22 protein-coding genes are annotated in these 24,450 nt (G+C 65.5%); 9 read left to right on the forward strand and 13 right to left on the reverse strand.

Going from position 1 to position 24,450, the window contains the following annotated elements:
* Positions 1-86: 86 nt before the first annotated feature.
* The 9 genes from ECTOBSL9_RS08435 to ECTOBSL9_RS08475 all read right to left on the reverse strand — a co-directional run bounded on the left by ECTOBSL9_RS08435 (position 87) and on the right by ECTOBSL9_RS08475 (position 11,531).
* Positions 87-2,693: a DUF2339 domain-containing protein gene (locus ECTOBSL9_RS08435; RefSeq protein ID WP_063464673.1), complete on the reverse strand. Its 2,607-nt coding sequence runs from the start codon at positions 2,691-2,693 to the stop codon at positions 87-89.
* 46 nt (positions 2,694-2,739) lie between these two features.
* Positions 2,740-3,756: a glucokinase gene (gene glk, locus ECTOBSL9_RS08440; RefSeq protein ID WP_063464674.1), complete on the reverse strand. Its 1,017-nt coding sequence runs from the start codon at positions 3,754-3,756 to the stop codon at positions 2,740-2,742.
* A gap of 100 nt (positions 3,757-3,856) precedes the next feature.
* Entirely contained in the window at positions 3,857-4,981 is a 1,125-nt protein-coding gene (gene tal, locus ECTOBSL9_RS08445; RefSeq protein WP_063464675.1) for a transaldolase, read from the reverse strand.
* Between the two features lie 82 nt (positions 4,982-5,063).
* Complete coding sequence (gene rsmA, locus ECTOBSL9_RS08450; protein WP_063464676.1) at positions 5,064-5,843, reverse strand: 16S rRNA (adenine(1518)-N(6)/adenine(1519)-N(6))-dimethyltransferase RsmA; 780 nt, start codon at positions 5,841-5,843, stop codon at positions 5,064-5,066.
* 14 nt (positions 5,844-5,857) lie between these two features.
* Positions 5,858-6,187: a DUF4156 domain-containing protein gene (locus tag ECTOBSL9_RS08455; RefSeq protein WP_063464677.1), complete on the reverse strand. Its 330-nt coding sequence runs from the start codon at positions 6,185-6,187 to the stop codon at positions 5,858-5,860.
* A 54-nt stretch (positions 6,188-6,241) separates the two neighbouring features.
* Complete coding sequence (gene pdxA / locus ECTOBSL9_RS08460; protein WP_063464678.1) at positions 6,242-7,258, reverse strand: 4-hydroxythreonine-4-phosphate dehydrogenase PdxA; 1,017 nt, start codon at positions 7,256-7,258, stop codon at positions 6,242-6,244.
* On the reverse strand, positions 7,258-8,628 hold the full coding sequence (locus tag ECTOBSL9_RS08465) for a peptidylprolyl isomerase (RefSeq protein WP_063464679.1): 1,371 nt from the start codon (positions 8,626-8,628) through the stop codon (positions 7,258-7,260). Before ECTOBSL9_RS08465 ends, pdxA begins: the two co-directional genes overlap by 1 nt.
* Positions 8,612-10,810, reverse strand: a complete 2,199-nt coding sequence (locus tag ECTOBSL9_RS08470; RefSeq protein WP_063464680.1) for an LPS-assembly protein LptD — start codon at positions 10,808-10,810, stop codon at positions 8,612-8,614. Before ECTOBSL9_RS08470 ends, ECTOBSL9_RS08465 begins: the two co-directional genes overlap by 17 nt.
* A gap of 58 nt (positions 10,811-10,868) precedes the next feature.
* Positions 10,869-11,531 (reverse strand): adenylate kinase, encoded by a 663-nt coding sequence (locus ECTOBSL9_RS08475; protein ID WP_063464681.1) that lies wholly within the window; start codon positions 11,529-11,531, stop codon positions 10,869-10,871.
* 177 nt (positions 11,532-11,708) lie between these two features.
* Here ECTOBSL9_RS08475 and ppa point away from each other — a divergent pair, with 177 nt between their 5' ends.
* From ppa to lipB, 9 genes are all read left to right on the forward strand, one after another.
* The gene (gene ppa, locus ECTOBSL9_RS08480) at positions 11,709-12,242 is read left to right on the forward strand and encodes an inorganic diphosphatase (protein ID WP_025280723.1); all 534 of its coding nucleotides are present in this window, start codon (positions 11,709-11,711) and stop codon (positions 12,240-12,242) included.
* 121 nt (positions 12,243-12,363) lie between these two features.
* Positions 12,364-14,211: a penicillin-binding protein 2 gene (gene mrdA / locus ECTOBSL9_RS08485; RefSeq protein WP_063464682.1), complete on the forward strand. Its 1,848-nt coding sequence runs from the start codon at positions 12,364-12,366 to the stop codon at positions 14,209-14,211.
* Entirely contained in the window at positions 14,211-15,329 is a 1,119-nt protein-coding gene (gene rodA / locus ECTOBSL9_RS08490; protein ID WP_063464683.1) for a rod shape-determining protein RodA, read from the forward strand. The genes mrdA and rodA overlap by 1 nt, the downstream gene beginning before the upstream one ends.
* An 8-nt stretch (positions 15,330-15,337) precedes the next feature.
* Positions 15,338-16,420 (forward strand): lytic murein transglycosylase B, encoded by a 1,083-nt coding sequence (gene mltB, locus ECTOBSL9_RS08495; protein WP_371258968.1) that lies wholly within the window; start codon positions 15,338-15,340, stop codon positions 16,418-16,420.
* On the forward strand, positions 16,417-17,301 hold the full coding sequence (locus ECTOBSL9_RS08500; RefSeq protein WP_063464685.1) for a septal ring lytic transglycosylase RlpA family protein: 885 nt from the start codon (positions 16,417-16,419) through the stop codon (positions 17,299-17,301). The genes mltB and ECTOBSL9_RS08500 overlap by 4 nt, the downstream gene beginning before the upstream one ends.
* Positions 17,302-17,422: 121 nt before the next feature.
* Complete coding sequence (locus ECTOBSL9_RS08505; protein WP_063464686.1) at positions 17,423-18,595, forward strand: D-alanyl-D-alanine carboxypeptidase family protein; 1,173 nt, start codon at positions 17,423-17,425, stop codon at positions 18,593-18,595.
* Between the two features lie 24 nt (positions 18,596-18,619).
* Positions 18,620-19,486 carry a D-amino acid aminotransferase gene (locus ECTOBSL9_RS08510; RefSeq protein WP_063464687.1) on the forward strand — a complete coding sequence of 289 codons (867 nt, stop codon included), beginning with the start codon at positions 18,620-18,622 and terminating at the stop codon, positions 19,484-19,486.
* The gene (locus ECTOBSL9_RS08515; RefSeq protein ID WP_063464688.1) at positions 19,483-19,761 is read left to right on the forward strand and encodes a YbeD family protein; all 279 of its coding nucleotides are present in this window, start codon (positions 19,483-19,485) and stop codon (positions 19,759-19,761) included. The genes ECTOBSL9_RS08510 and ECTOBSL9_RS08515 overlap by 4 nt, the downstream gene beginning before the upstream one ends.
* A gap of 59 nt (positions 19,762-19,820) precedes the next feature.
* Positions 19,821-20,390, forward strand: a complete 570-nt coding sequence (lipB, locus tag ECTOBSL9_RS08520; protein WP_063466092.1) for a lipoyl(octanoyl) transferase LipB — start codon at positions 19,821-19,823, stop codon at positions 20,388-20,390.
* Between the two features lie 23 nt (positions 20,391-20,413).
* Here the strand turns inward: lipB and ECTOBSL9_RS08525 are convergent, their stop codons facing one another.
* The 4 genes from ECTOBSL9_RS08525 to hemA form a co-directional block, all read right to left on the reverse strand.
* Entirely contained in the window at positions 20,414-20,833 is a 420-nt protein-coding gene (locus tag ECTOBSL9_RS08525) for a hypothetical protein (protein WP_063464689.1), read from the reverse strand.
* Between the two features lie 67 nt (positions 20,834-20,900).
* Positions 20,901-21,737, reverse strand: coding sequence for a peptide chain release factor N(5)-glutamine methyltransferase (prmC, locus tag ECTOBSL9_RS08530; protein ID WP_082829829.1), 837 nt, complete (start codon positions 21,735-21,737; stop codon positions 20,901-20,903).
* Positions 21,738-21,820: 83 nt separating this feature from the next.
* Positions 21,821-22,903 carry a peptide chain release factor 1 gene (prfA, locus tag ECTOBSL9_RS08535; protein WP_063464690.1) on the reverse strand — a complete coding sequence of 361 codons (1,083 nt, stop codon included), beginning with the start codon at positions 22,901-22,903 and terminating at the stop codon, positions 21,821-21,823.
* Positions 22,900-24,183 carry a glutamyl-tRNA reductase gene (hemA, locus tag ECTOBSL9_RS08540; protein ID WP_063464691.1) on the reverse strand — a complete coding sequence of 428 codons (1,284 nt, stop codon included), beginning with the start codon at positions 24,181-24,183 and terminating at the stop codon, positions 22,900-22,902. Before hemA ends, prfA begins: the two co-directional genes overlap by 4 nt.
* Positions 24,184-24,450 lie beyond the last annotated feature (267 nt).

Consider the following 24,450-nt stretch of genomic DNA (forward strand, 5'->3'; position numbering starts at 1 on the left):
AAAAAAGAAAAAAGGAAAAAAGGGGACAGACACCTTTTACGCTTCGCGGAAAAGGTGTCTGTCCCCTTTTTCGTCTGTCCCTTGTTTCAGCTGCGGGGAGCGCCGGTGCGGTTGAGCCATTGCCGGTGCAGCCAGGCCAGGGCCAGCAGTGACAGGCCCAGGCCCATGAACGAGGCCACGCGCCACAGGCCATCCAGCCCCGCCATGTCCACCAGGAACAGCTTGGCGATCACCAGTGCCAGCAGGGCCATGCCGGCCCGGTAGAGTCCTTGAAGGCGCCATAGGCTGCCGGCCAGCAGGCCGGCAGCCGCCAGTGCCAGCCATACGGCCGAATAGGTATACAACTCGCCCGGGCCGGTGGATAGCCAGAGCGAGACATCCCCCTGCCACAGGTGACGCACCTGCAGGCTCACGAACAGCCAGAACCCCACGCCGGCCACGCCCAGGGCCACGGGCCGGGCGCTGGGATGATGCCGCCAGGCCACCCACAGGGCCATCAGCACCGGTGCCCCGTAGGCCAGTAACAGTAGATTGGCAACGGGGCGGGCGGAGACCACCTCAGCGCTCCAGAGAGGGTTGAGTACCGTCAACGCCAGGGCATAGCTGCCCGCCGCCAGGGCCAGCAGGATCCAGGAACACACCCGATAGAGTCCCGCCAGGGCCTCGTGGCGTCCGGCCCGGTACCAGTACACCATGGCCAGCGTCGCCCAGAGCGTGGTGTTGATGGCGGCCTCGGTGAGGCTGTAATGGTGGATGAAGATATCGCCATCATGCAGCCAGTAACGCACCTCCGCACCCAGGGTGAGCACCAGCAGATGCAGGGCGCCGGCCTCCAGCCAACGCTGCAGGGACGGACGGCTGAGGCTTTGCCAGGCGGCCAGGGCGCAGAACAGGGTGGCGCCGCCACCGGTCCAGAGCGACCAGTGCACATCCGGTGGGTAATTGAGCACCCAGGGGTTGAGGGTCAGGCGCGCCACCACCAGCAGCAGGATCCCCTTGATGAGGGTCTCCAGCCAGGGCAGTTGGTAGCGTTTGCGCAGCCAGGCCAGGGTCAGTAGGGGCGCGGCCAGTGCCAGGGTCAGCCCGGCCTCCCGGAAGTACACCGCCGCCGCCAGGGCATAGGCCAGATGGCCCGCCAGCACGAACCACAGGGCGATGAAATCCCGTGCCTGGCGTTGAAGACGCCGGGCAGCCACTGCGCCATAGACCATGCCGGCGATCAGCAGGCCCATGGCCCAGCCGGCGTGCGGTTCCATGCGGCTGACCAGCAGCCAGCCCAGGGCCACCCAGGCCAGTGGTGCGATCAGGGCCAGGGACATCCAGGCATGGGAAAAACCACGGTGTTTCAGGTGTAACAAGGCCAGGCCGGCGTAGAGCAGGGCCATGGCGCCGGCAAACTGCAGGAAGGGTATCTCCAGGTCGGGTGCAAGCCCCCGTAGCTGGTACTGGTCGGCCAGCAGGTTGAGGGTCATGGCGCTGGCCAGCCAGGCCAGCCACTGTATGCCCAGGCTCAGCCAGGGCAGGGCCTGCAGTTCCGCTCGCCGCCAGGCAGCCAGTATGAGGATCACCACCAGGGGCGCCCACTGGACCAGGGCGTGAGTGTCGAAACCCTGGCGATGAATGGAGGCCCCCCAGGCCAGGGTGATCAGCAGCAGCGTCAGGGCCTGCGGGCCCCATCGACGCCCCATCAGTGTGACATGACCACCGACCCTCCCCGCAGGGCGCGGGCGAGGCTTCCATGGCAGCCACTGGTGGCGCGGGATGGCCACCACGGCGTAGGCCAGGGCGGCCAGGTAAAGACCGCGTAGCCCGTCCCCATCGGGGGTGGTCATGGATAACAGCCACCAGCCCAGGGCCCCGGCGACGATGCCCCACCACAGCCAGGGGCGAAAGATCCGTCGCAGCAGCCACAGGCCGCTGGTCGTGATGATCAGGCTGTAGATCAGGGGGATGGCGATATCGCCGCCGCCCTCGGCCACCAGCAGCGGCACCACGAAGGCACCGAGCAATCCGATGGCTGCCAGGATCGGGCCGTGGAGCAGCGCCTGCGCCATGGTTAGCAGGGAGACCCCGGCCAGCAACACGAAGACGATGCCCGGATCCAGCAGGGCATAGAGGTGCAGCGCGGCCAGCAGGGCACCATACAGGGTGATGCTGGCCGCCCCCGCCAGGGCGGCCAGGGACGGGTCATGCCCCTTGCGCCGACGCAGCCACTCGGCCAGGGCATGCAGACCCAGGCCCGTGGCCAGGGCCAGGATGACCCGACCCCAGGGGCCCAGCAGCCCCGCGTCGATGCTGTACTTGACCATGAAGATCCCCGCCAGGCTCACGCACAGGCCGCCGAGCCAGACCATCCAGTGGCTGAGCAGATGCGCCAGCCAGGCGGGGCGTGTCCAGGGGGTTGGCTCGACAGGCCTGGCTTCCCAGCGGTGATGGGATGGCCCGGGTTCCGTGGGGGCGGTGTGGTGCTCCGGTGCCGGTCGAGGCGGGGTATCGTCCAGGGGGGCGGGGGATACCGCCGGGATGGTCTGGCTCGCGGTGGAGGACTCCGCCGCCGCAGGTGCCAGCATCTGCTCAAGGCGGACAATGCGGGCCCTGAGCGCCCGCTGTTGAAAGAGCACCCACCAGCCCAGCAGGCCGCCGATCAGGGCGATCAGAACGAGCAGGCTGAGCAGGATCGATACGGTCTGCATGCCGGCTATGCGTCAGGGGCCGCAGGTGGGCGGCTGCTCATGGCTTTCAGGCCGTCCTGTCCGATTGAGGACACAAGCTGGCGGCGTGTCGCGCGGCACCCAGCAGGCCAGCGTCGGTGTCGCCGATCACCTGGACCGGCATGCGTTCCAGAAGGTGGGTCATGGGGGGCTTGTGGCAAAAGGCCTCAATGAAACTGCCTTCGTGCATCTGCGGCAGCAGTCGCGGGGCGATGCCGCCAGCGATGAACACGCCTCCAAAGGGCAGGCAACCCAGGGCCAGGTCCCCGGTCTGTCCGCCGTAGACGGCCAGAAACAGCGCCACCACCTCCACTGCCACGGGATCGCTGCCTTCCAGGGCCAGTTGCGAAATGACGGGGGCGGGGTCGTCTCCCTCCAGGGCCGGCCCCAGGCTCTCGCCCGGCGTCTGTCCCTGGGCCACCAGGAAGCGGGCGATACGCCCCAGCCCCCGGCCGCTGAGCAGGTGTTCCCGGGTGCAGCATCCTTCCTGGTCGGTCACGTACTGCCACAAACGCGCCTGGCGGGCATCGGCCGGCGCGAAATTCGCATGCCCGCTCTCCGTGGGCAACACTCGCAACGGTTGCCCCGGTGGCACGATGCACACACCCAGGCCCGTCCCGGCACCCACCACCAGGCGCACACCCGCCGGGTCGGCCTGGCCGGTTTGCAGTGAATGCAGTGCTTCCGCGGGCAGGTCGTCCAGGCTGTGGCCGATGCCTTCGAAATCATTGAGCAGGGCCACCCGGGGGATACCAAGATCCTGTGCCAGGCGGGTCGACTCCAGCTCCCAGGGCAGGTTGGTGAGTCGTGCACGGTCCACACCCTGCTGGTGAACCACAGGCCCGGCCAGGGCAAAGCAGGCGGCATCGATATCATCGCGGGGAAGCCCGGCATCACTCAGGAAGGCCCGCACCATGGGGGCAAGGTCCGGGTAATCGGCACTGGCGTAGCGCTCCCGCGCCAGCGCTGTCAGCCGACCATCGGAAACATCAGCCAGCATCAGCAGCGTTTTGGTACCACCGATGTCGCCTGCCAGGATCTTCATCGCATCACCTGCCAAGAAAGGGATCAGAACCCATGATGAAGGAACCTGCAGACAGGGGACAGCCCCTCTCAGGAAAAGGTGTCTGTCCCCTTTAAGGGGGTCAGGCGGTCAGGCGGGCGCGTTTGTCTTCCAGGCCCTGCATGAGGTGGTCGAAGGCCTTGGCGAAGGCCTCGATGCCTTCGCTTTCCAGGCGGTCGGTTACGCTCTCCAGGTCGATGCCCAGGTCGGGCAGGCCCTGGATCAGGGCCCGGGACTGTTCCAGGTCCTTCTCCAGCGCAGGCTCGGCCTTGCCGTGGTCGCGGAAGGCGTCGTAGGTGGCCGGGGGCAGGGTGTTCACCGTGTCTGCGCCGATCAGGGATTCCACATAGAGGACGTCGCTGTAGGCGGGGTTCTTGGTGCCGGTGCTGGCCCACAGCAGGCGCTGGGGACGGGCGCCGGCGGCCTTGAGGCGTTGCCAGCGCTCGCTCTGTGTGACCTGCAGGAAATGGGCATAGGCCAGCTTGGCGTTGGCAATGGCCAGGCGGCCCTGCATGTGTTCCACGGGTCGGCCCTCGCGGATGCGCTCTTCCAGCATGTCGTCCAGGGCGGAGTCCACCCGGCTGACGAAGAAGCTGGCCACCGAGGCCATGCGATCCACGGGTAGCCCTTGCTCCACGCGGGCCTCCAGGCCCTTGATGTAGGCCTCCAGCACGGCCTCGTAACGGGCCACCGCGAACAGCAGGGTCACGTTCACGTTGATGCCCTGAGCGGTGAGCTGCTCGATGGCACCCAGGCCTGGCAGGGTGCCGGGCACCTTGATCATGAGGTTGGGGCGATCCACCTGAGCGGCCAGATCCAGGGCCTCGCGCACCGTGCCTTCGGTATCGAAGGCCAGGTCCGGGGAGACTTCCAGGCTGACGAAGCCATCCTGGCCTTGCGTCTGCTCATGGGTGCCACGGAAGGCGTCAGCGGCGGCCTGGAGATCCTCGATGGCCAGGCGATAGAACAGGGCAGGGGTGCTCATGTCCGGGTCTGCCGCCAGGGCCTGGCGGATGCCATCATCATAGAGATCGCTGCCGGTGATGGCCTTGTCGAAGATGGCGGGGTTGGAGGTCAGCCCCCCCAGTCCATCCTCACGGATGAGTCGGGCCAGCTCGCCGGATTCCATCAGGTCCTTGCGAATATAGTCGTACCAGATGCTCTGGCCCAGTTCGCGCAAACGCAGCAGCGGATTATGTTCACCCATGTGATTCCATCCTCGCCCACGGCGGAGAAAAGCGTTCAGTTTAACGTGTAAGCAGGGGCCCCTGCCAGCGGGCCGTTTCCTGTCAGACCGTATCAGCCACGATGTCCGCGATGCGCACGAAGGCCTCCACCGACAGGGTCTCGGGCCTTTGTACCGGGTCGATGCCCGCTGCCTCGATCTGCTCCGGCAGGGCCAGTCCCTGCAGGGCGTTGCGCAGGGTCTTGCGGCGTCGGGTGAAGGCCTGGTGTACCAGGCGCGCCAGCAGCGGTTCGTCCTGCGCCGGGCAGGGCAGGGTCTCGTAGGGGGTCAGGCGTACCACGGCAGAGTCCACCCGGGGTGGGGGCCGAAAGGCGCCAGGGCCCACATGGAAGAGCGGCTCGGCGCGGCAGCGGTATTGCACCATGATGCCCAGGCGGCCATAGGCAGAGGTACCCGGGGCGGCGGTCAGACGCTCCACCACCTCCTTTTGCAGCAGGAAGTGCATGTCGCGGATCTGCACGGACTGATCCAGCAGATGAAAGATCAGTGGCGTGGAGATGTTGTAGGGCAGGTTACCCACCACCCGCAGGGGGCGTGGTCCAGGGATGGTGTCCAGTGAAAAGCGCAGGGCATCCGCCTCATGCACGGTCATGGCGCCGGGTGGACCCAGGGTATGCAGGTGCGGGATCAGGTCCCGGTCCAGCTCCACCACATGCAGATGGTCGAGGCGCTCCAGCAGGGGGCCGGTGATGGCCCCCAGGCCGGGGCCGATCTCCACCAGGGTGTCGTCCGGGCGCGGCGCGATGGCGCCGACAATACGTTGGATGACGCCTGGGTCATGCAGAAAGTGCTGACCAAAGCGTTTGCGGGGGGCATGATTCAAGGGGCTTTATCCGATCAGCGCAGGCAGCGGTAGACGTCGTAGGTGCGTTTGCCGTCGGCGATTTCGCCGCGTGGCACGACCGTGTCACCGCCCATGTCGGCGGCGGCATTGCGGGCGGCGTGCTCCAGTTCCTGCTCGATGCGCTCGGGCGGGCGCTTGAGGAAGCCGATACGCTCGGCCATGGAGGCGGTGGTGCTGCCCAGGCGTTCGCAGTCGGCTACCCGGTCGGCGGGGACAACGCGGGTCTCCTGGGCCTCGGGGGTGAGTTTCACGAAGGTGCAACCGGTGGTGAGCAGGGCGGCACCCATGAGGGTGACGGCAATCAGGCGCGGGGCGCGGTTCATGGCTGGCTCCTTTGCATGGGGCAGGGTTTCAAGGTCATGGGGCGGTTCGTTCCACTACGGCGGTGCGTTGCCGTGACGGGCGTGGGCCATCTGAATGGCGGTGGCCAGGGCCTCATGCAGGCTGCCCCCCTCTGCCCGGCCGGTACCGGCCAGATCCAGCGCCGTGCCATGGTCCACGGAGGTGCGGATGATGGGCAGGCCCAGGGTGATGTTCACGGCACCCCCGAAACCGGCATGCTTGAGCACCGGCAGGCCCTGATCATGATACATGGCCAGTACTGCATCGGCATGACGCAGGTGCCGCTCAGTGAACAGGGTGTCGGCTGGCAGGGGCCCGGTCAGTTCCATGCCCTCGCCACGCAGGCGCTCCAGCACCGGTGTGATCACGCGGATCTCCTCATCCCCCAGGTGCCCGCCTTCGCCGGCATGGGGGTTGAGGCCGCAGACCAGGATGCGCGGCGTCTCCAGGGCGAATTTATTCCTGAGATCCGCGTGCAGCACCCGCAGTACCGTTTCCAGGCGCTCGGTGGTGATGGCCTGGGCCACCCGGGACAGCGGCAGGTGGGTGGTGACCAAGGCCACCCGCAGCGTCCCGGCGGTGAGCATCATGACGGGCATGGAGGCCTGGCAGCGCTCGGCCAGGAATTCGGTGTGGCCGGTGAAGGGGATGCCTGCCTCGTTGATGACGCCCTTGTGCACCGGGCCGGTGACCAGCGCATCAAACACCCCCTCAAGGCAGCCATCTGCGGCCTGGGTGAGGGTGTCCAGCACGTACCGGGCGTTGGCCGGGTTCAGTGTGCCGGGGATCACCGGTTCGGCCACGGTGCAGCCCTTCCACAGGTGCAGTTGTCCCGCCGCGCTGGGCTGGGGGGGCTGTTCAGGGTCCAGCGGGGTGAGTGTGAGGTGTATCCCCAGCTGCTCGGCCCGATCCAGCAGAACCTGTGGATCGCCCAGCACCACCCGCTGCGCGGAGCAGGGCTCCCGGCTGAGCATGGCCACCAGGTCGGGACCGATCCCTGCAGGCTCGCCGGGCGTGATGGCGATGCGGGGAATCGGCTTGGCCGGGCTCATCAGCGGGCCTGCCGGTTCAGTCCACGATCCACCGCCGCCACATTGTCCAGGCGCATCTCCACGTAGGATTCGTCCCGCAGGCGGCGCAGCCAGACTTCCAGCTCGTCATCCCGCTTGCGGTCGCGAATGATCTCCCGGGCCTGGGAACGCATCAATTCCCGGGAGCTGTCATGGCTGCGACGGTCCTCCACCTGGAGGATGTGCCAGCCAAAGCGGGTGCGGAAGGGCTCGCTCACCGAGCCGGGCTCGGCACGCTCCATGGCCTGTTCAAACTGGGGCACCATGTCGCCGGGGTCGGTCCAGCCCAGGTCGCCGCCTCGCAGGGCACTGCCGCGATCATCGGAATGGGCCCGCGCCAGTTCGGCAAAATCGGCCCCATCCTTGATGCGGTTACGCAGGGAGCGAATGCGGTCGTGGGCCTCCCGGTCGCTGACCACCTCGCTGGGGCTGATCAGGATATGGCGTACCCGGGTCTGCTGGACCAGGCTGCGGCTGCCGGCGCGCCGGTCGGCCAGCTTGACGATATGAAAGCCCGAGGGGGATCGGATGACCTCGCTCACATCTCCCTCCCGCATGAGCACCACGTGCCGGGAGAACAGGGTGGGCACCTGGTTGGCATTGCGCCAGCCCAGGTCCCCGCCTTCCAGCGCTTGTTGTCCCTGGGATTCACGCAGGGCCAGTTCCGTGAAGTCGGCCCCCTCGGCGGCCTCTTCGCGGATGCGTTCGGCCCGCTGCCGGGTCTCGCGGATCTGTTCCGGGGTGGCCCCCTCGGGCAGTGAGACCAGCAGATGCAGTAGCCGGTATTCCACATCCCGGTCGATGGCGCCGCTCTCACTGGCGATCAGGTCGTCGATCTCCTGTTCGCTCACCTGGATACGGCTGTCCACCTGTCGCCGGTGCAATTGGGCGATGGCCATCTCGTCGCGGATCTGTTCCCGGAAGGCGCGAAAATCGATGCCATCGGCCACCAGGCGGTCGCGGAACTGGGCCAGGGTCATGCCGTTTTCCCGGGCGATGTTCTCAATGGCGTTGTTCAGGCTGATGTCATCGATGCGGATACCGATGCGACGTGCCTCCTGCAGCTGCAGGCGCTCCAGCACCAGCCGGTCCAGCACCGGGCGCACCAGGGCATTGGCCGGTGGGGCCTGGCCGTCGTCCCGGGCGGCCAGTTGCCGCTGGATGGTCTGGATGCGCTCAAGCAGTTCGCTGTGCATGATCACATCCTCTTCCGCGACAGCGACGATGCGGTCCAGAAGGCGGCCGTCCTCGTCCAGCGGCACCACCCCGGGGTGGTTGCGGCCATCCTGGGCCAGGGCCGCGCCTCCGGCAGCCATGAGCCCGGCGAGCAGGATGCTAATAATCGTCTTCATAACCCAGTATGCCTTCACTCAGGAGTTCTCCCAGCCCGGTGCCCAGGCTGCCCAGACCCTTGAGGATCAGTTGAAAGTAGATGCCTTCATTGTATTCGCCCTGGACGCCATCGGTCAGGTAACGTCGGGCCACCACCCGGGCACCCCAGCAGCAGGTGTTGTACTCCAGACCCGCCAGGATCTCCAGATCCCGATGATCTTCCAGGCTGTAAGCCCATCGTCCCACCGCATCCCAACGCTTGGACAGGGGCCAGGCGAAGGAGAGATCGGTCTGTTCCAGGCGGTCCTCCTGGAACCGATAGCCCAGGTTGACCACCCGGTTGCCATCTTCCCGGTATTGCAGTTGAGCCGTACGGCGCTCGGTTTGTTCCCGATGCGGGTCCCATTGGGTCGTGCCACGCACGTTCCAGTAGCGATCCGGTCGCCAGGCTGCCTCTGCCACGATGGACGAGCTGTCCTGGGTGCGGGCCGCATCCTCCGGGCGCAGGCGCACGCGGCGATCGTCGAAATACTGGATCTGTCCCAGGCTTACCCGGAAGCGTTCAATACCGCTGTCCGCTTCCACCACCCGGCTGGTGAGGGCCGTGGTGAGTTGGTTGGCATTGGCCACCCGGTCCGGGCCGCTGAAGCTTTCGTCGCGGAACAACTGGTCAAAGCTGAAACCGTACTCCGAGGTGTCGAACCGGGGGATGTCGTCCTGGTTCCGGTAAGGGGTGTAGCGGTAGAAGATCCGCGGCTCCAGGGTCTGGAAACGCTCCCCGCCCATGGGGCGATCGAAAAACAGCCCCCCGTCCACGCTGGCGATGGGCAAGTCCCTCTGCAACTGACTGTCGGCACCTGATGGCTGTCCTTCCAGGTCGTAGTGGGTGAGACGATACCGCACGCGGGGGGTCAGAAACCAGGCCGCTCCCTGCAGGGGCAGACTGGCCTCGGGCATGATGTCGGTGCGCTGACCGGTCACACTGTCGCGCCGGTCAAAGCTCACCCATTCAGCACGCATGCCCAGGTCGAGCCCCTGGGTGGCCTGAGGCCAGTGCCCACGGTACAGGAGTTGCGGCAGGCGTTTGTAAGGCCGGTCGGGGCCGACAATGTTGTCGTCCACGGTCTGGTAATCCTCTACCCGGGCCAGCAGGTTCCAGTTGCTGGCCTGATAGCTCAGGTCGGCGCGCCGCTCCAGGTGGGTGGTGCTGGTGTCATCCAGGGAGCTTCCGAAATCCGACAGGTAATCCGCATCGGACACATCCGTTCCCCGGGTGTGCAGACTGAGCCGGGACGTGGGGCGCCATTCCTGATCCCAGGTGAACCAGCTGCGGTCGTCCCCGTACACATCGTCATCCGGGAGGTATTCCATATCGAAGCGCCCCAGGGAGCTACCCGACATATGTCGGTACTGGGCGCCCAGCATGGTGCCTCGACGGCCCAGGTAACGGGGGGCCAGGATGGCGTCCCGGTTGGGGGCCAGGTTGAAGTAGTAGGGAATCTCCACGTCCAGACCGGTGGAGTCGGCATTACCGATACTGGGCAGCAGCAACCCTGTCTGACGCCGATCGTCGATGGGGAAGTTGATCCAGGGGGTGTACAGCAGGGGCACATGGTGAAAGCGCAGTAACACGTTGCGGGCCGTGCCCCGGCCTGTGTCCTGGTTCAGGTCCACCCGGCTGGCGGTGAGCTGCCAGTCCTGGCGGCCCGGGTCGCAGGTGGTGTAGCTGGCGTTGCTGAGGCGGAACCGGTCAGGTCCGCGTGGTTCGATGGTGCTCGCCTTGCCTCGGGCGTGCCGGGGGCGGAAGAAGTATTCCACATCCTCAAAGCGGCCCCTTTCGGATTCCAGATAAAGGTGCCCGGCGCTGCTGTCGAAACTCAGGCCCGCCTTGTCCTCGAAGGTGACGTTGCCCATGGCCTCCAGATAATTCCGGGCCTGCTCGTACTCGAAGCGATCGGCGGTGAAGGTACGCGTGCCCTCGAAGACCTCCACATTCCCCTCCAGACGCGAGACCCCCTCGCGATCCAGAAAGGCCTGATCGGCCTCGAATCGCAGTCGACCATCATCGGGGTGGGGGATGTCAGGGGCGGGCGGGTGGTAGTCGCACAGGGCCCATTCATCCGCCAGGGCGGGGGTGATGGCGACACAGGCAAGCAATATGAAGGAGGGGGCGTGTCGGTACACGGTGGCGAGTCCGATCATCGGGGGGAAGGTCCGGTGCCGCTCCCTCGGCACCGGCAAGGTCCGGGTCTCAGGGCCTTCAGGCCTTCGGGCCACCCACGGACTCGAGCACCTTGGACACTTCCTTGAAGATGTCCTCGATCTCGCCCTCACCCTTCACGGTGTGCAGGAGGCTCTTGTCCCCGTAGTATTCCACCAGGGGCTCGGTCTGGGCCTGATAGACCTTGAGGCGGCTGCCGATGGTCTCTTCGTTGTCATCGGACCGGTGCTTGAGTTCACCGCCGCACAGATCGCAGATGCCTTCCTGGCGGGGGGGATGCGTGTAGCTGTTGAACACGGCGCCGCAGGAGGCGCAGGTGAGGCGACCGGTGAGGCGCTGCATCAGGCTCTCGAAGTCCACGTGGATCAGCACGGCGGCATCCAGGGGCTGGCCCAGATCGCCGAGCATCTCGTCCAGGCTGCCGGCCTGATTGAGGTTGCGGGGGAAGCCGTCCAGGATGTAACCGCGCTGGGTGTCCGGCATGGCCAGCCGCTCGCGGATCATGCCCAGTACCACGTCGTCTGTGACCAGCTCGCCGGCGTCCATGGCGGCCTTGGCCTGCTGACCCAGAGGTGTGCCTGCGGATACTGCGGCGCGCAACAGGTCACCCGTGGAGATCTGCGGGACCTTGTAACGTTCCATGATCAGTTTGGACTGGGTTCCCTTGCCGGAACCGGGAGCCCCCAACAGGACGATACGCATGGTATTTCCCCTTTAGCTTAGAGCTTGTTTTAAGCGATTTATTCAAGACAATAGGCCGAGACTTATACCTGCTCCAGCTATTGGGGCGCAACCACCCCCACCGGATTCATGCTTTCCGCAGCGCGTCATGCCGTTATAATGCCGCGTCGGTTTACAACCCATCTGGAGTGAAGAAACATGAATATAGACAATATTCCCGCCGGCAAGGACCTGCCCAACGATGTGAATGTGATCATCGAGATCCCGGCCCAGGCCTCGCCGGTCAAATATGAAGTGGACAAGGACAGTGGCGCCCTGGTGGTGGATCGCTTCATGGCCACGCCCATGTTCTATCCCTGCAACTATGGTTTCATCCCTCACACCCTCTCCGATGACGGCGACCCGGTGGACGTGCTGGTCCTGACCCCGCATCCGCTGCTCAGCGGCAGCGTCATCCGCTCCCGCCCCGTGGGCATGCTCAAGATGACCGACGAGGCGGGTGAAGACGCCAAGCTGCTGGCCGTGCCCGTGTCCAAGCTCTATCCTGAGTATGATCGCATTCAGGGGCCCGACGATGTGTCGCCGTTGCTGCTGGACCAGATCAAGCATTTCTTTGAGCATTACAAGGAACTGGAACCCAACAAATGGGTCAAGGTGGAAGGCTGGGAAGGTGTCGATGCCGCCCGCGCGGAGATCGAATCCTCCGTCAAGCGCTTCCAGCAGAAGGGCTGATTTGATCGGTTCCGTGGGGTGTGGCGTCCTGTGAAGGGCCGCGCGCCCCGCGCGAGTCGTGGGCCGGCCGCCCCGGCCACGCATTCTTACTCCCGCACGTATCACCGGAATCAGCGAGTCCATGCCGGCGCGCCAACCCATCAAGAATCACCACCAGGAAAAGAGGCTTTTCCTCGCCCGGGTCGTGATCCTGGTGGTGGTGGTCACCCTGCTGTTCGGTATCGTCAGTGCGCGTCTGGGTCACCTGCAGGTGGCCAGCTATTCTCATTTTTCCACCCTGTCCCAGAACAATCGCGTGCGGCTGGAGGCCCTGCCGCCCCCCCGTGGGCTGATCTTCGACCGCAATGGCGTGGTGCTGGCGGAAAACCGTCCCGCCTATCAGCTGGAGATCACTCCGGAGCAGGTGGGGGACATGGAGGACACCCTGGAGCGCCTCGCCCAGGTGGTGCATCTGGAGGAGATGCATATCGAACGCTTTCGCCGCATGCTGCGTGGCAAGCGTCCATTCCAGGCCGTTCCCCTGAAACTCAACCTCAGCGACGAGGAATTGGCCAATTTTGCCGTCAACCGGCATCGCTTCCCGGGGGTGGACGTGGAGGCACGTGTGGCCCGGCATTATCCCCAGGGCGCCTCGCTGGCCCATGTGCTGGGCTATGTGGGGCGCATCGACGAGCGGGAACTGGCTCGCATCGACACCCGGCGGTATGCCGGCACCTCCCATATCGGCAAGCTGGGGATTGAACGCTACTACGAGGACGAGCTCCACGGACAGGTGGGCTTCCAGAAGGTGGAGGTGAATGCCCAGGGGCGCACGCTTCGGGTTCTGGAGCGGGAGCCGGCCACCCCGGGGCGCGACCTGGTGCTGAGCCTGGATGTGCGTCTGCAGCGGGCGGCGGAAGAGATCCTTGAGGGTCACGCGGGCGCCATCGTGGCCATGGATCCGCGCAACGGCGAGGTGCTGGCCATGGTCAGCATGCCCAGTTTCGACCCCAATCTGTTTGTCCATGGCATCCCCCGGTCGGTCTTCCAGGAGCTGCGCACCCATCGGCGCCAGCCCCTGTTCAACCGGGCGCTGTCCGGGCAGTATCCACCCGGCTCCACCCTCAAGCCCGTGGTGGGGCTGGCGGGGCTGGAGCATGGCATCACCACGGCCGAACGCACCATGTACACCCGGGGTTACTACACCCTGCCCAACGACTCCCGCCGCTACCGGGACTGGCGCTACCACGGCACGGTGGATCTGGATCGGGCCATCGCCCAATCCTCCGACGTGTATTTCTACGATCTGGGCCACAAGATGGGCATTGATCGCATGTCCGAGTTTCTGGGTCTCTTTGGCCTTGGCCAGCGCACGGGCATCGACAGTACCGGCGAACGTCAGGGCCTGCTGCCCACCCGGGAGTGGAAGCGTGCCACGCACAACCAGCCCTGGTATCCCGGCGAGACACTCATCACGGCCATCGGGCAGGGGTATATGCTCACCACGCCCCTGCAGCTGGCCTCGGTGACCAGCACCCTGGCCATGCGCGGTGAGCGGGTACGCCCGCATCTGCTGCGGGGGCGCATTCAGGGAGAGGGCGGGGAACTGACCATCGACGAATCCCAGTACCTGCCCCCGGTACAGGTCAGCCGGCCTGAATTCTGGGATCAGGTGCTCGTGCCCATGGAGAACACCATGCACCGACCCCGAGGGACGGCCTACAACACGGCGGGTCGGGATGCCGCCTACCGTATTGCCGGCAAGACCGGTACCTCCCAGGTCTTCGGTCTGGGCGAGGATGAGGAATACGACGAGGAACAGCTGGCGCTGCACCTGCACGACCATGCCCTGTTCATCGGATACGCGCCGGCGGATGACCCACGGATCGCCGTGGCGGTGATTGTCGAGCACGGGGGCAGCGGAGGCCGGGTGGCCGCCCCCATGGCCCGCAAGGTGATGGATTACTTTCTTCTGGAGATGGATTCCTGATGTTTCATACGGCGGCTGCCGAGACCGGGCTGGGGCGCCAGATCCTGCGCGCCCTGCATCTGGATCTGCCACTGCTGGGGGGCATCATCCTTTTGCTGTCCCTGGGCTTCGTGGTGCTCTATAGCGCCAGTGGCGAGAATATGGACATGCTGCACCGCCAGGGCGTCCGGGTTGCCCTGGCCTTCGGTGTGCTCATGCTGCTGGCGCAGATTCCCCACCATCACCTGCGCCAGTGGTCGCCCTGGGTATATCTGATGGGCGTGGTGTTGCTGATACTGGTGATGTTTTTCGGGGAGGTGGGCAAGGGGGCGCAGCGCTGGCTGGACCTGGGCCTGTTCCGCTTTCAGCCATCGGAGTTCATGAAGCTGGCCGTCCCCATGATGGTGGCCTGGTATTTTGCCGACCGCCCCCTGCCGCCGCGCCTGCGAGAGTTGGTGGTGGCCGGTGTGGTGGTGGCGATCCCCGCGGCCCTGATCGCTCAGCAGCCGGATCTGGGCACGGCCCTGCTGGTCACCGGGGCGGGCCTGCTGGTGATCTTCCTGGCGGGCATCCGCTGGCGGGTGATCCTGGGCCTGGGGGTTCTGGCCCTGAGTGCAGCCCCGTTGCTGTGGCACTTCATGCAGGACTATCAGCGCCGACGGGTACTCACCCTGCTCAATCCCGAGAGCGATCCCCTGGGGGCCGGTTACCACATCATTCAGTCCAAGATCGCCATCGGTTCGGGAGGGCTGTATGGCAAGGGCTGGCTCAATGGCACCCAGTCCCAGCTGGAGTTCCTGCCGGAGCGTTCCACCGACTTCATCTTCGCGGTGTATGCCGAGGAGTTCGGCCTCCTGGGTGTGCTCCTGCTGCTTGCCCTGTATCTGTTCGTGATCCTGCGGGGCCTGGCCATCGCCGTGCGCGCCCAGGACACCTACGCCCGCCTGCTGGCTGGCAGCCTGAGTCTGACGTTCTTCATCTACGTGTTCGTGAATACCGGTATGGTGATCGGCCTGCTGCCGGTGGTGGGGGTGCCGTTGCCCCTGTTCAGTTACGGTGGAACATCCCTGGTGACCCTGATGGCGGCATTCGGTATTCTCATGTCCATCAACTCCCATCGCAGACTGCTGGCCCGATGAACTTCCCCATGACCCCCCTGGTGATCCTGATGCGCGGTTCCCTATCAAGCCCTTCCCTGCGTGTGACGACAGCCCTGATCATGGGGCTTTGCCTTCTGCTTGCCCTCCTGCCCGGGGTGGGTGATGCCGCGCCTCGCTTCAAGGCGGGAGATCCCCCCTATCTGGAGCGCGAGGAGGTGCAGCGCTTCATCCAGGAGCAGGTGGACGAGGGGTTTGACGAGGATGAACTGCGCGCGCTGTTTGCCGACACCGACGGACTGCAGCGGGTGCTGGATCTGATCTCGGCGCCGGCCGAGGCCCGCCCCTGGAAGGACTATCGGCCCATTTTCCTCACCCGTCAGCGGATCGAGGCGGGGGTGCGTTTCTGGGAGGAGCATGAATCCACCCTGTTGCGGGCCCAGGAACGCTTCCGGGTGAACCCCGACATCATCGTTGCCATCATTGGTGTGGAGACCTTCTATGGCCGGCATGCCGGCGGCTTCCCGGTGTTCGATGCCCTGGTGACCCTGGGGTTTGATTACCCACCCCGGGCGGATTTCTTCCGCTCCGAGCTGGCCCACTACCTGCGGCTCGTGAGGGAGGAGGGGCTGGATCTGCGCGGTACCAAAGGCTCCTACGCCGGGGCCATGGGCCGGGGACAGTTCATCTCCTCCAGCTACCGGGAATACGCCGTGGACTTCAGCGGTGACGGCCGTCGGGACCTGCTCAACTCCTGGCCCGATGCCATCGGCAGCGTGGCCAACTACTTCCGGCGTCATGGCTGGTCCATGGGTGATCCCGTGGTGGTGCGCGCCCAGGTGGAAGGTGACGACTACAAGGCACTGGTGAGCCGTCCCTACCGGGCCCGGCACAGCCTGGATGATCTTGCGGAAAAGGGCGTCAAGCCGGTTTCATCGGTGGATCCGGATGCCCGTTTTTCGGTGATTGAACTGGAGGCAGAGGAGGGTACCCAGGTCTGGCTTGGATATGAGAATTTCTACGTGATCACCCGCTACAACCGCAGCCCCCTGTACGCCATGGCCGTGTACGAACTGGCCCGGGAAATCCGCGAGGCCCGGGAAGCCGAGCTGCGACGGGGTGATGGTTCGTGAAACTTCCCGGGTTGGCGGGCGCGCTGCTGCTGGCCCTGGTGGCAGGGGTGCTGACCGCCTGTGGCGGCCCGCGTGGACCCGTATCCGGGGATGGTGCCCCGCATCCCCGAGAAGTGCCCGATCTGGCCGCCGTCGAGGAACCCACGCCGCGGCCCGAGCCACCCAGCCGGTATGGCAATCCGGAGTCCTACGAGGTATTCGGGAAGCGCTATCACACGCTGGCCTCGGCCGAGGGCTACCGGGAGCGCGGCATCGCCTCCTGGTATGGCACCAAGTTTCATGGTCGGCGCACCTCCAGTGGCGAGCCCTACGACATGTACGCCATGACGGCGGCCCATACGGCGCTGCCCCTGCCCACTTATGTGCGCGTCACCAACCTGGAGAACGGGCGCAGTGTGGTGGTTCGGGTGAATGACCGTGGGCCCTTTGTGAACAATCGCATCATCGACCTGTCCTATGCGGCAGCGCACCGGATCGACATGATCAATCAGGGCACGGCACGTGTGGAGGTGGAGGCCCTGGAGCCCTATCCTGCCTCCGGCAGGATGCAACAGGCGGCGACGCCCGCTGGGGCCGACAACGGTTCCGGTGGCCATGTACGGACACCCGCACCCATATTACAGCCCCTGCCGGCTGATGAGCCTCCCGGGGATGTCTTTGTGCAGGTGGGGGCCTTCGCCAGCCGCACCAACGCCGAGCTTCTGCAGGATCGCCTGCGGGCCCGGGGCCTGGGGCTTGTGGCTGTCACCGAAAGCCGGGTCGAGGATCGTTACCTTTACCGGGTGCGCCTCGGGCCGAAGGCCGACGAGTCGCGGGCGGCCGAGGCGGGGCGCACCCTGGAGGCGATGGGCATCACGGATTTTCGCATCGTGACCGATTAAGTTGCCCCATGGGGATGCGTCCCGATCCACCCTGGAGCGTCTCCGGCATCCAGGGTCTGAATGTATGATAGCCTCACCCCATCCAGTTCCGAATCGAATCATTCCAGGTGTCTGAAGAGCCATGATCCAGAGAGTAAGCGTCTTTTTGCTGTTGTTTGCCCTGCTGCCCGGGGTGGCCCTGGGGAGTGCCCTCAGGGTGTCTCCTCCCTCGGATCTCAATGCCCGTAACTACGTGGTGATGGATGCGCAGAGCGGCGCCATCCTCGCCGAACGGGAAGGGGATCAGCGGGTGGAGCCCGCCAGCCTGACCAAGATCATGACCGCCTACATGGTCTTCCGTGAACTGCAGGAGGGCAAGCTCAGCCTGGACGAAGAGGTGGAGGTCAGTGAGCGGGCCTGGCGTACCGGGATGCGCGGGGCGTCGCGCATGTTCATCGAGGTGGGCAGGAAGGTCACGGTGGAAGACCTGCTCCGTGGCATGATCGTCCAGTCCGGCAACGATGCCTGTGTGGCACTGGCAGAACGGGTGGCCGGTACCGAGGGGGCGTTCGTGGACCTGATGAACGCCCAGGCCCGAGCCCTGGGGATGCACGACACCCGCTTTCAGAACAGCCACGGTCTGCCCAGCGAGGCGGATCAGTACACCTCGGCCCGGGACATCTCCACGCTGATGCAGGCCCTGGTGAACGATTTCCCCGAGTACTACGGGTACTACGCCGAGCGCAGCTTCACCTATAACGGCATCAGCCAGTCCAACCGCAATCTGTTGCTGTGGCGGGATGACTCGGTGGACGGCGGCAAGACCGGCTGGACCAGTTCCGCGGGCTACAATCTGGTGTCCTCGGCCAAGCGTGACGACATGCGACTGGTGGTGGCGGTGATGGGAATCGAAGCCTCCAGTCACGAACAGGGCGGGCGCATGCGGGCCAACGAGTCCCAGGCCCTCTATAACTGGGCCTTCCGCCAGTTCGAAACCCACCGGGTCTACGAGGCCGGAGAGCCCCTGACCGAGGCCCGGGTGTGGAAGGGGGAAGCCAAGTCCGTCCCCCTGGGCCTTACCGAGCCCTTCTATGTGAGCATTCCCCGGGGCGGTTATGAGCAGATGCAGGCACAAACGGAGATGGACCGCCTGCTGGAAGCCCCCATTCAGCAGGGTGCCGGCTATGGCGAGTTGAAGCTGGTGCTGGGAGACGAGGTGGTCGCGACCCGCCCCCTGGTGGCGCTGGAGGCCGTGGAAGAGGGGGGGCTGGTCCGCCAGTTGATGGACGGGGCCTGGCTTTGGATTCGCTATTGAGCGGACAGGCACACGGGAGCCACGATGTCTGATAGCAAGATCATCTATCTCAACGGCGAGTTTCTGCCGGAGGATATGGCGAAGGTGTCGGTGCTCGACCGGGGCTTTCTGTTCGGGGACGGCGTGTACGAGGTGATCCCCGTCTTCGGCGGACGCCTGCTGCGTCTGGGGGAGCATCTGGATCGCCTGGCCCGCAGCCTGGCGGAGATCCGTATTCCCGATCCGCTGTCCCGGCAGGGCTGGGCGGCCCTCCTTGAGGAGTTGCTGGCCCGTAACCCGGGTGGCGATCGCAGCATCTACGTGCAGGTGACCCGGGGCGTGGCGCCCCGGGACCACGCCTTTCCGGAAGCCATCACGCCTACGGTGATGGCCATGGTCAACCCCATCCGGCCGCCCGACGAGCAGGTGCTGGCCCAAGGCGTGGCCGCCGTGGTGATCCCCGACCACCGCTGGTCCCGTTGTGACATCAAGGCCATCACCCTGCTGGCGAATGTGCTGGCCCGGCAGGAGGCCGTGGACAGCGGTGCCACGGAGGCCATCCTGGTGCGCAACGGCCTGGCCACGGAAGGTGCAGCCAGTAACCTGTTCCTGGTGGCGGATGGGGTGATCGTCACGCCGCCCAAGGATCATTCCCTGCTGGGTGGGATCACCCGGGATCTGGTGGTGGAGCTGGCCGAGGCCAACGACCTGCCGGTGATGGAAACGCGCATCCCCGGGGACAGTCTCCACGGGGCCCAGGAGATCTGGCTCACCAGTTCCACCCGCGAGATCCTGCCGGTCACGCGCCTGGATGGCCGGGCAGTGGGGGAGGGGACGCCTGGCCCCGTGTGGCAGCGCATTCATGCACTTTATCAGGACTACAAGGCCAGTCTGCGCCAGGAGGCCCCATGAGCGATCACAGTGAGACTCCCCTGCTGGATGACGCCTTCCCCTGCCAATTCCCCGTGAAGGTGATGGGGGCCTCGGTGCCCGAGTTTCATGAGCGGGTGGAGGCCATCGTGCGCCGCCATGTGCCTGAGGTGTCCAGCCAGGCCTTCTCTTCCCGCCCGTCCCGCAATGGCCGGTATGTGGCCATTACCGTGGTGGTACAGGCCCAGAGCCGCCAACACATGGATGCCCTCTACCAGGACCTGACCGCCTGCGAACTGGTGACCATGGCTCTGTGAAGTCTTCCATCCGCGTGCATCGCCTGGGTCGGCGCGAGTACGAGCCTGTGTGGCGAGCCATGCAGGACTTCACCGCCGGGCGCGACGAGGATACTGCAGACGAGATCTGGCAGGTGGAGCATCCGCCGGTGTTCACCCTGGGCATGAATGGCAAGCCGGAGCATGTGCTGGATGCCGGCGATATCCCGGTGATCCCGGTGGACCGGGGTGGGCAGGTGACCTATCACGGCCCCGGTCAGGTGGTCATCTATCTGCTGCTGGATGTGCGTCGTCAGGGCACGGGGGTACGTGCCCTGGTAACGGCCCTGGAGCGCACCGTGATCGATTATCTGGAGGGGCTGGGTATCCAGGCCCAGGCCCGTGCGGATGCCCCCGGGGTGTATGTGGGGGGTGCCAAGGTGGCCGCCCTGGGGCTGCGGGTGCGTCGCGGAGGCAGCTACCATGGGCTGGCCTTCAACGTGAACCCGGATCTGAGCGCCTTCGCGCGCATCAATCCCTGTGGCCACCAGGGGCTGGCGACCACGTCTCTGGAGCAGTTGGGGGTGGAGGTGAGTTGGGGGGAGGCTGCGGAGGGGCTAACGCGTTGCCTGGTGGAGAGGCTGGGGCGCCAGGTTGAGTGGGTGGGGTGATGGAACGGAACGAAGCCGTCCTGCTACAGGTATTCCCGCCAGTGTCGGGGCCGATGATCCCGGCAGCCGTGGGCCTGTTGCCGGTACTGGTTCACGAACACCCGCTGGGCCACGCCACTGATGCTTTCGTCCTTGACCAGGCCCAGGTTGTCGCGGACGGTATCCTCACCGTAGTTGTACAGGGCGCGGCGTAGTTTCGACAGCAGGCTGTTATCCATGTGGAAGCCCACCTCGGTGAGGGCCTGCTCCAGTTCCGCATAGGTGATCTCGCGGATGTCATAGGTGACCTGGAGTTTCTTGTCGCCATCGCGGTGTACCTCGCGGATGGCGGGCACCTCGTCCCGCAACATCAGCCAGGCGGCCTCCAACTGGTCCTGTTCTTTCTGCGGGCCCCGGAACACCAGTTCCCGATGGCGAATGTATGCGTCGTCTGCGGATTCCATGGGGCCAATGCTAGCGGCCTGCCCGGAATATGCAAGACAAAAAATGCAGGCTTCCCAATCCGGGGGTTCAGTCCCGGCAACCCAGGGTCACCCGGTCCCGCCCGGCCAGATCCTTGAGTGTGCCCACCTGTGACAAACCCGCTGCCTGGAACAGCGCCCGGACAGCCGCCCCCTGATCCGCCCCATGCTCCACCAGCAGCCAGCCGCCGGCCCGAAGATGATGCGGCGCGCCGGCCACAATATGGCGCAGGTCATCCAGGCCGTCGGCGCCGGACACCAGGGCCTCCCGGGGTTCGTGATCCAGTTGCGCCAGATGCGGGTCGGCGTCGGCCACATAGGGGGGGTTGCTGACGATCATGTCAAAGCGTGTGTCCCCCAGCGGGGCATACCAGCTTCCGCTGACCCATTGGACGCGAGTGTCCAGGCCCAGGTGGCGGGCGTTGTCAGCGGCCATCCCCAGGGCGAGGCTGGAGCGGTCCGTGGCGGTGATGCGTGCCTTCGGACGTTCCGTGGCCAGGGCCAGGGCGATGGCGCCGGAGCCCGTGCCCAGGTCGATAATGGACGCGTTGCTGTCCTCGTCCAGGTGGGACAGGGCTGCCTCCACCAGGACCTCGGTGTCCGGGCGCGGGATCAGTACCTGGGGGCCCACCTTCAGATCCAGCGACCAGAACTCTCGACGCCCCAGCAGATAGGCTGCGGGTTCCCCGGCAGATCGGCGCAGCGCCCACTGGCGCACCTGCTCGATGACGTCTTCTGGAGCAGGGTCCTCCCCATGAGCATAGAGCCAGGCACGATCGCGACCCAACGCCTGGGCCACCAGCAACTGGGCCTCAAGGCGGGGGGCATCCACCGCTTGCAGGCCCTGGCAGGTTTCGGTGATCAGCTGGGCAACGGTCAGGGTCATCTCAGGTGGCACCTTTGCGTTGGGGAGGGCAGGTGAGGGGCCCATTGTGAGAGCCTATCGTGGGCGCTTGCTGAGGTCTTGCCTCAGTCACCCAGGGCGGCGAGCTGTTCGGCCTGGTGTTCATTGACCAGCGGGTCGATCACCGGGTCCAGGTCGCCCGTCATGATGTTTTCCAGCTTGTAGAGGGTGAGGTTGATCCGGTGGTCGGTCACCCGGCCCTGGGGGAAGTTGTAGGTGCGGATGCGCTCGGAGCGATCGCCGCTGCCCACCAGGGATTTGCGGGTGGCGGACTGTTCCGAGTGGCGCCGGGTCTCTTCCATTTCCAGGAGCCGGGCGGCCAGGTAACTCATGGCCTTGGCCCGGTTCTTGTGCTGGGAGCGTTCTTCCTGGCATTCCACCACCAGACCCGAGGGGAGGTGGGTGAGACGCACGGCAGAGTCGGTGCGGTTCACGTGCTGCCCGCCGGCGCCGCTGGCCCGGTAGGTGTCCACCCGCAGATCGGCGGGATTGATCTCGGGGATTTCCATCTCGTCGGGTTCGGGCATGACCACCACGGTGGCCGCCGAGGTATGGATGCGGCCCTGGGATTCGGTCTCGGGTACCCGTTGCACCCGATGCGCACCGGATTCGAACTTGAGGCGTGCATACACGCCCCGCCCCGTCACCCGGGCGATGATCTCCTTGAAACCGCCATGCTCACCCTCGCTTTCCGAGAGGATTTCCATCTGCCAGCCGCAGGTCTCGGCGTAGCGGGAATACATGCGGAACAGGTCCCCGGCAAAGATGGCGGCCTCGTCTCCGCCGGTGCCGGCGCGGATTTCCAGAAAGGTGTTGCTGTCGTCGTGGGGGTCGCGGGGGATCAGGTGGCGCTGAAGGTTCTGCTCCAGATCCGCCAGGCGGATCTGGGTGGCGTCCACCTCATCCTGGGCCATGGCGCGCAGATCCGGATCCGGGTCGCGGGCCATCTCGCGGGCGGCCTCCAGGTCGTCACGGGCCTGGGCATACTCGTTCCAGGCCGCTACCACCGGTTCCAGCTGGCTGTATTCCACGGAATACTGGCGAAACCGATCCTGGTCGCCGATCACGTCCGGGTCGGAGAGCAGGCCGCCCAGTTCTTCAAATCGCTCGGCAATGTCTTCCAGCTTGCGGCGAATGGAGTCTTTCACGAACTGATCTTGTTACCGCTGGTGTCGGTTTCAGGCAGCTTGAACAGGGCATGGGCCGCGTCGATGAGTTCCAGTTTGCCGTCCCGGGCTGCCTGGTTCATGCTGTCGCAAGGCTCATGCAGGAACTTGTTGGTGAGGGTGTGGGCGAGAAAGCCCAGGGCCTCCTCCGGGGACTTTCCGGCGGCCACCATCTGCAGGGACTTGTCCAGCACCTCCAGCTGCATGCTGTGGGCCTTGTCGCGGAAGGCGCAGATGGTGCTCACCGCGTCCTGGGCCCGCAGCCAGCCCATGAAGGTATCCACCTGGGATTCGATGATCTCCTCAGCCTGGCGCGCTGCCTCGCGGCGGGACTGCAGGTTCTCCTGGATGACCTCTTCCAGGTCGTCCACCGTGTAGAGATACACGTCGTCCAGCTTGCCCACCTCCGGTTCGATGTCCCGGGGTACGGCGATGTCCACCATGAACATGGGTCGATGCTTGCGCACCTTCAGGGCCCGCTCCACGGCGCCCTTGCCCAGGATGGGCAGTGGGCTGGCGGTGGAAGAGATCAGGATATCGGCTTCTGCCAGGCGATTGGGGATCTCCTGCAGGGTGATCACCTCGGCATTGAACTGATCTGCCAGGGGCTTGGCGCGTTCCACCGTGCGGTTGGCGACGATGATGCGCCCGATCTCGTTGGTGCTCAGGTGGCGGGCGGCCAGTTCAACGGTTTCGCCGGCGCCGATCATCAGCGCCGTCAGGGGCTTCATGTCACCCCAGATCTGCTTGGCCAGGGAAACCGCCGCAAAGGCCACGGAGACCGGGCTGGAACCGATGGCGGTGGAGGTGCGCACATTCTTCGCCACGGAGAAGGCGTGCTGGAACAGGCGACCCAGTTGACGGCCCAGGGTGCCGGAGCTGTTGGCGTTCTGGTAGGCCCCCTTGAGCTGACCCAGGATCTGGGGTTCGCCCAGCACCAGGGAGTCCAGTCCGCAGGCCACGCGCAGCAGGTGACGCACGGCGTCATCATCGTGGTGGCGGTAGATATAGGGCTGGATCTCGCTGGGTTTGAGGCGGTGAAATTCCCCCAGCCAGTGCAGTACCCGGTCGGTGGGCTGGTGGGCTTCGGAGCGGAAGTAGATTTCCGTGCGATTGCAGGTGGACAGTATGGCTGCCTCTTCCACCGGCGTGGATTGGGTCAGCCCGCTAAGGGCCTCCTCCATGCGATCCGGTGAGAAGACGACCCGTTCGCGAATCCCGACGGGGGCGGATTTGTGATTGACTCCGAGAGTAAAAAGCATCGCACGTGAGGACCTGGTGAATAGCGTATTTTGCGCCAGCATTGAAGTCATGACAAGTTTACCCCAGTTTCAACCCTTTGAGTCCGCACGGAAAACTCCTGATCCTATGGGTGTCGGCCAAGAGCCCGGGAACTTATCGGTCGCGTTATGGTGCCAAAGGGATACGAGGCGACGCATTCCGTGAGGCTGTTTCCTCAATCTGACACGCAGGGTGCCCGGGCGCTGTCCAGTTGAGTTTACACTGTCCGGGGCCTTTGGCGCGCCCCC

Source organism: Ectothiorhodospira sp. BSL-9 (genome assembly GCF_001632845.1).
Lineage (GTDB): Bacteria > Pseudomonadota > Gammaproteobacteria > Ectothiorhodospirales > Ectothiorhodospiraceae > Ectothiorhodospira.

Excerpts from the sequence above, each read along its gene's own strand:
- ECTOBSL9_RS08455 (WP_063464677.1), bottom strand. The coding sequence starts at position 6,187 with ATGAACCGCGCCCCGCGCCTGATTGCCGTCACCCTCATGGGTGCCGCC.
- ECTOBSL9_RS08470 (WP_063464680.1), bottom strand. The coding sequence starts at position 10,810 with ATGATCGGACTCGCCACCGTGTACCGACACGCCCCCTCCTTCATATTG.
- ECTOBSL9_RS08475 (WP_063464681.1), bottom strand. The coding sequence starts at position 11,531 with ATGCGTATCGTCCTGTTGGGGGCTCCCGGTTCCGGCAAGGGAACCCAG.
- tal (WP_063464675.1), bottom strand. The coding sequence starts at position 4,981 with ATGGGTGAACATAATCCGCTGCTGCGTTTGCGCGAACTGGGCCAGAGC.
- ECTOBSL9_RS08515 (WP_063464688.1), top strand. The coding sequence starts at position 19,483 with ATGAGCGATCACAGTGAGACTCCCCTGCTGGATGACGCCTTCCCCTGC.
- hemA (WP_063464691.1), bottom strand. The coding sequence starts at position 24,183 with ATGCTTTTTACTCTCGGAGTCAATCACAAATCCGCCCCCGTCGGGATT.
- glk (WP_063464674.1), bottom strand. The coding sequence starts at position 3,756 with ATGAAGATCCTGGCAGGCGACATCGGTGGTACCAAAACGCTGCTGATG.
- ECTOBSL9_RS08505 (WP_063464686.1), top strand. The coding sequence starts at position 17,423 with ATGATCCAGAGAGTAAGCGTCTTTTTGCTGTTGTTTGCCCTGCTGCCC.
- ECTOBSL9_RS08525 (WP_063464689.1), bottom strand. The coding sequence starts at position 20,833 with ATGGAATCCGCAGACGACGCATACATTCGCCATCGGGAACTGGTGTTC.
- ECTOBSL9_RS08465 (WP_063464679.1), bottom strand. The coding sequence starts at position 8,628 with ATGAAGACGATTATTAGCATCCTGCTCGCCGGGCTCATGGCTGCCGGA.
- ECTOBSL9_RS08435 (WP_063464673.1), bottom strand. The coding sequence starts at position 2,693 with ATGCAGACCGTATCGATCCTGCTCAGCCTGCTCGTTCTGATCGCCCTG.
- mrdA (WP_063464682.1), top strand. The coding sequence starts at position 12,364 with ATGCCGGCGCGCCAACCCATCAAGAATCACCACCAGGAAAAGAGGCTT.
- lipB (WP_063466092.1), top strand. The coding sequence starts at position 19,821 with ATGCAGGACTTCACCGCCGGGCGCGACGAGGATACTGCAGACGAGATC.
- rodA (WP_063464683.1), top strand. The coding sequence starts at position 14,211 with ATGTTTCATACGGCGGCTGCCGAGACCGGGCTGGGGCGCCAGATCCTG.
- ECTOBSL9_RS08510 (WP_063464687.1), top strand. The coding sequence starts at position 18,620 with ATGTCTGATAGCAAGATCATCTATCTCAACGGCGAGTTTCTGCCGGAG.
- mltB (WP_371258968.1), top strand. The coding sequence starts at position 15,338 with ATGACCCCCCTGGTGATCCTGATGCGCGGTTCCCTATCAAGCCCTTCC.
- pdxA (WP_063464678.1), bottom strand. The coding sequence starts at position 7,258 with ATGAGCCCGGCCAAGCCGATTCCCCGCATCGCCATCACGCCCGGCGAG.
- prmC (WP_082829829.1), bottom strand. The coding sequence starts at position 21,737 with ATGACCCTGACCGTTGCCCAGCTGATCACCGAAACCTGCCAGGGCCTG.
- ppa (WP_025280723.1), top strand. The coding sequence starts at position 11,709 with ATGAATATAGACAATATTCCCGCCGGCAAGGACCTGCCCAACGATGTG.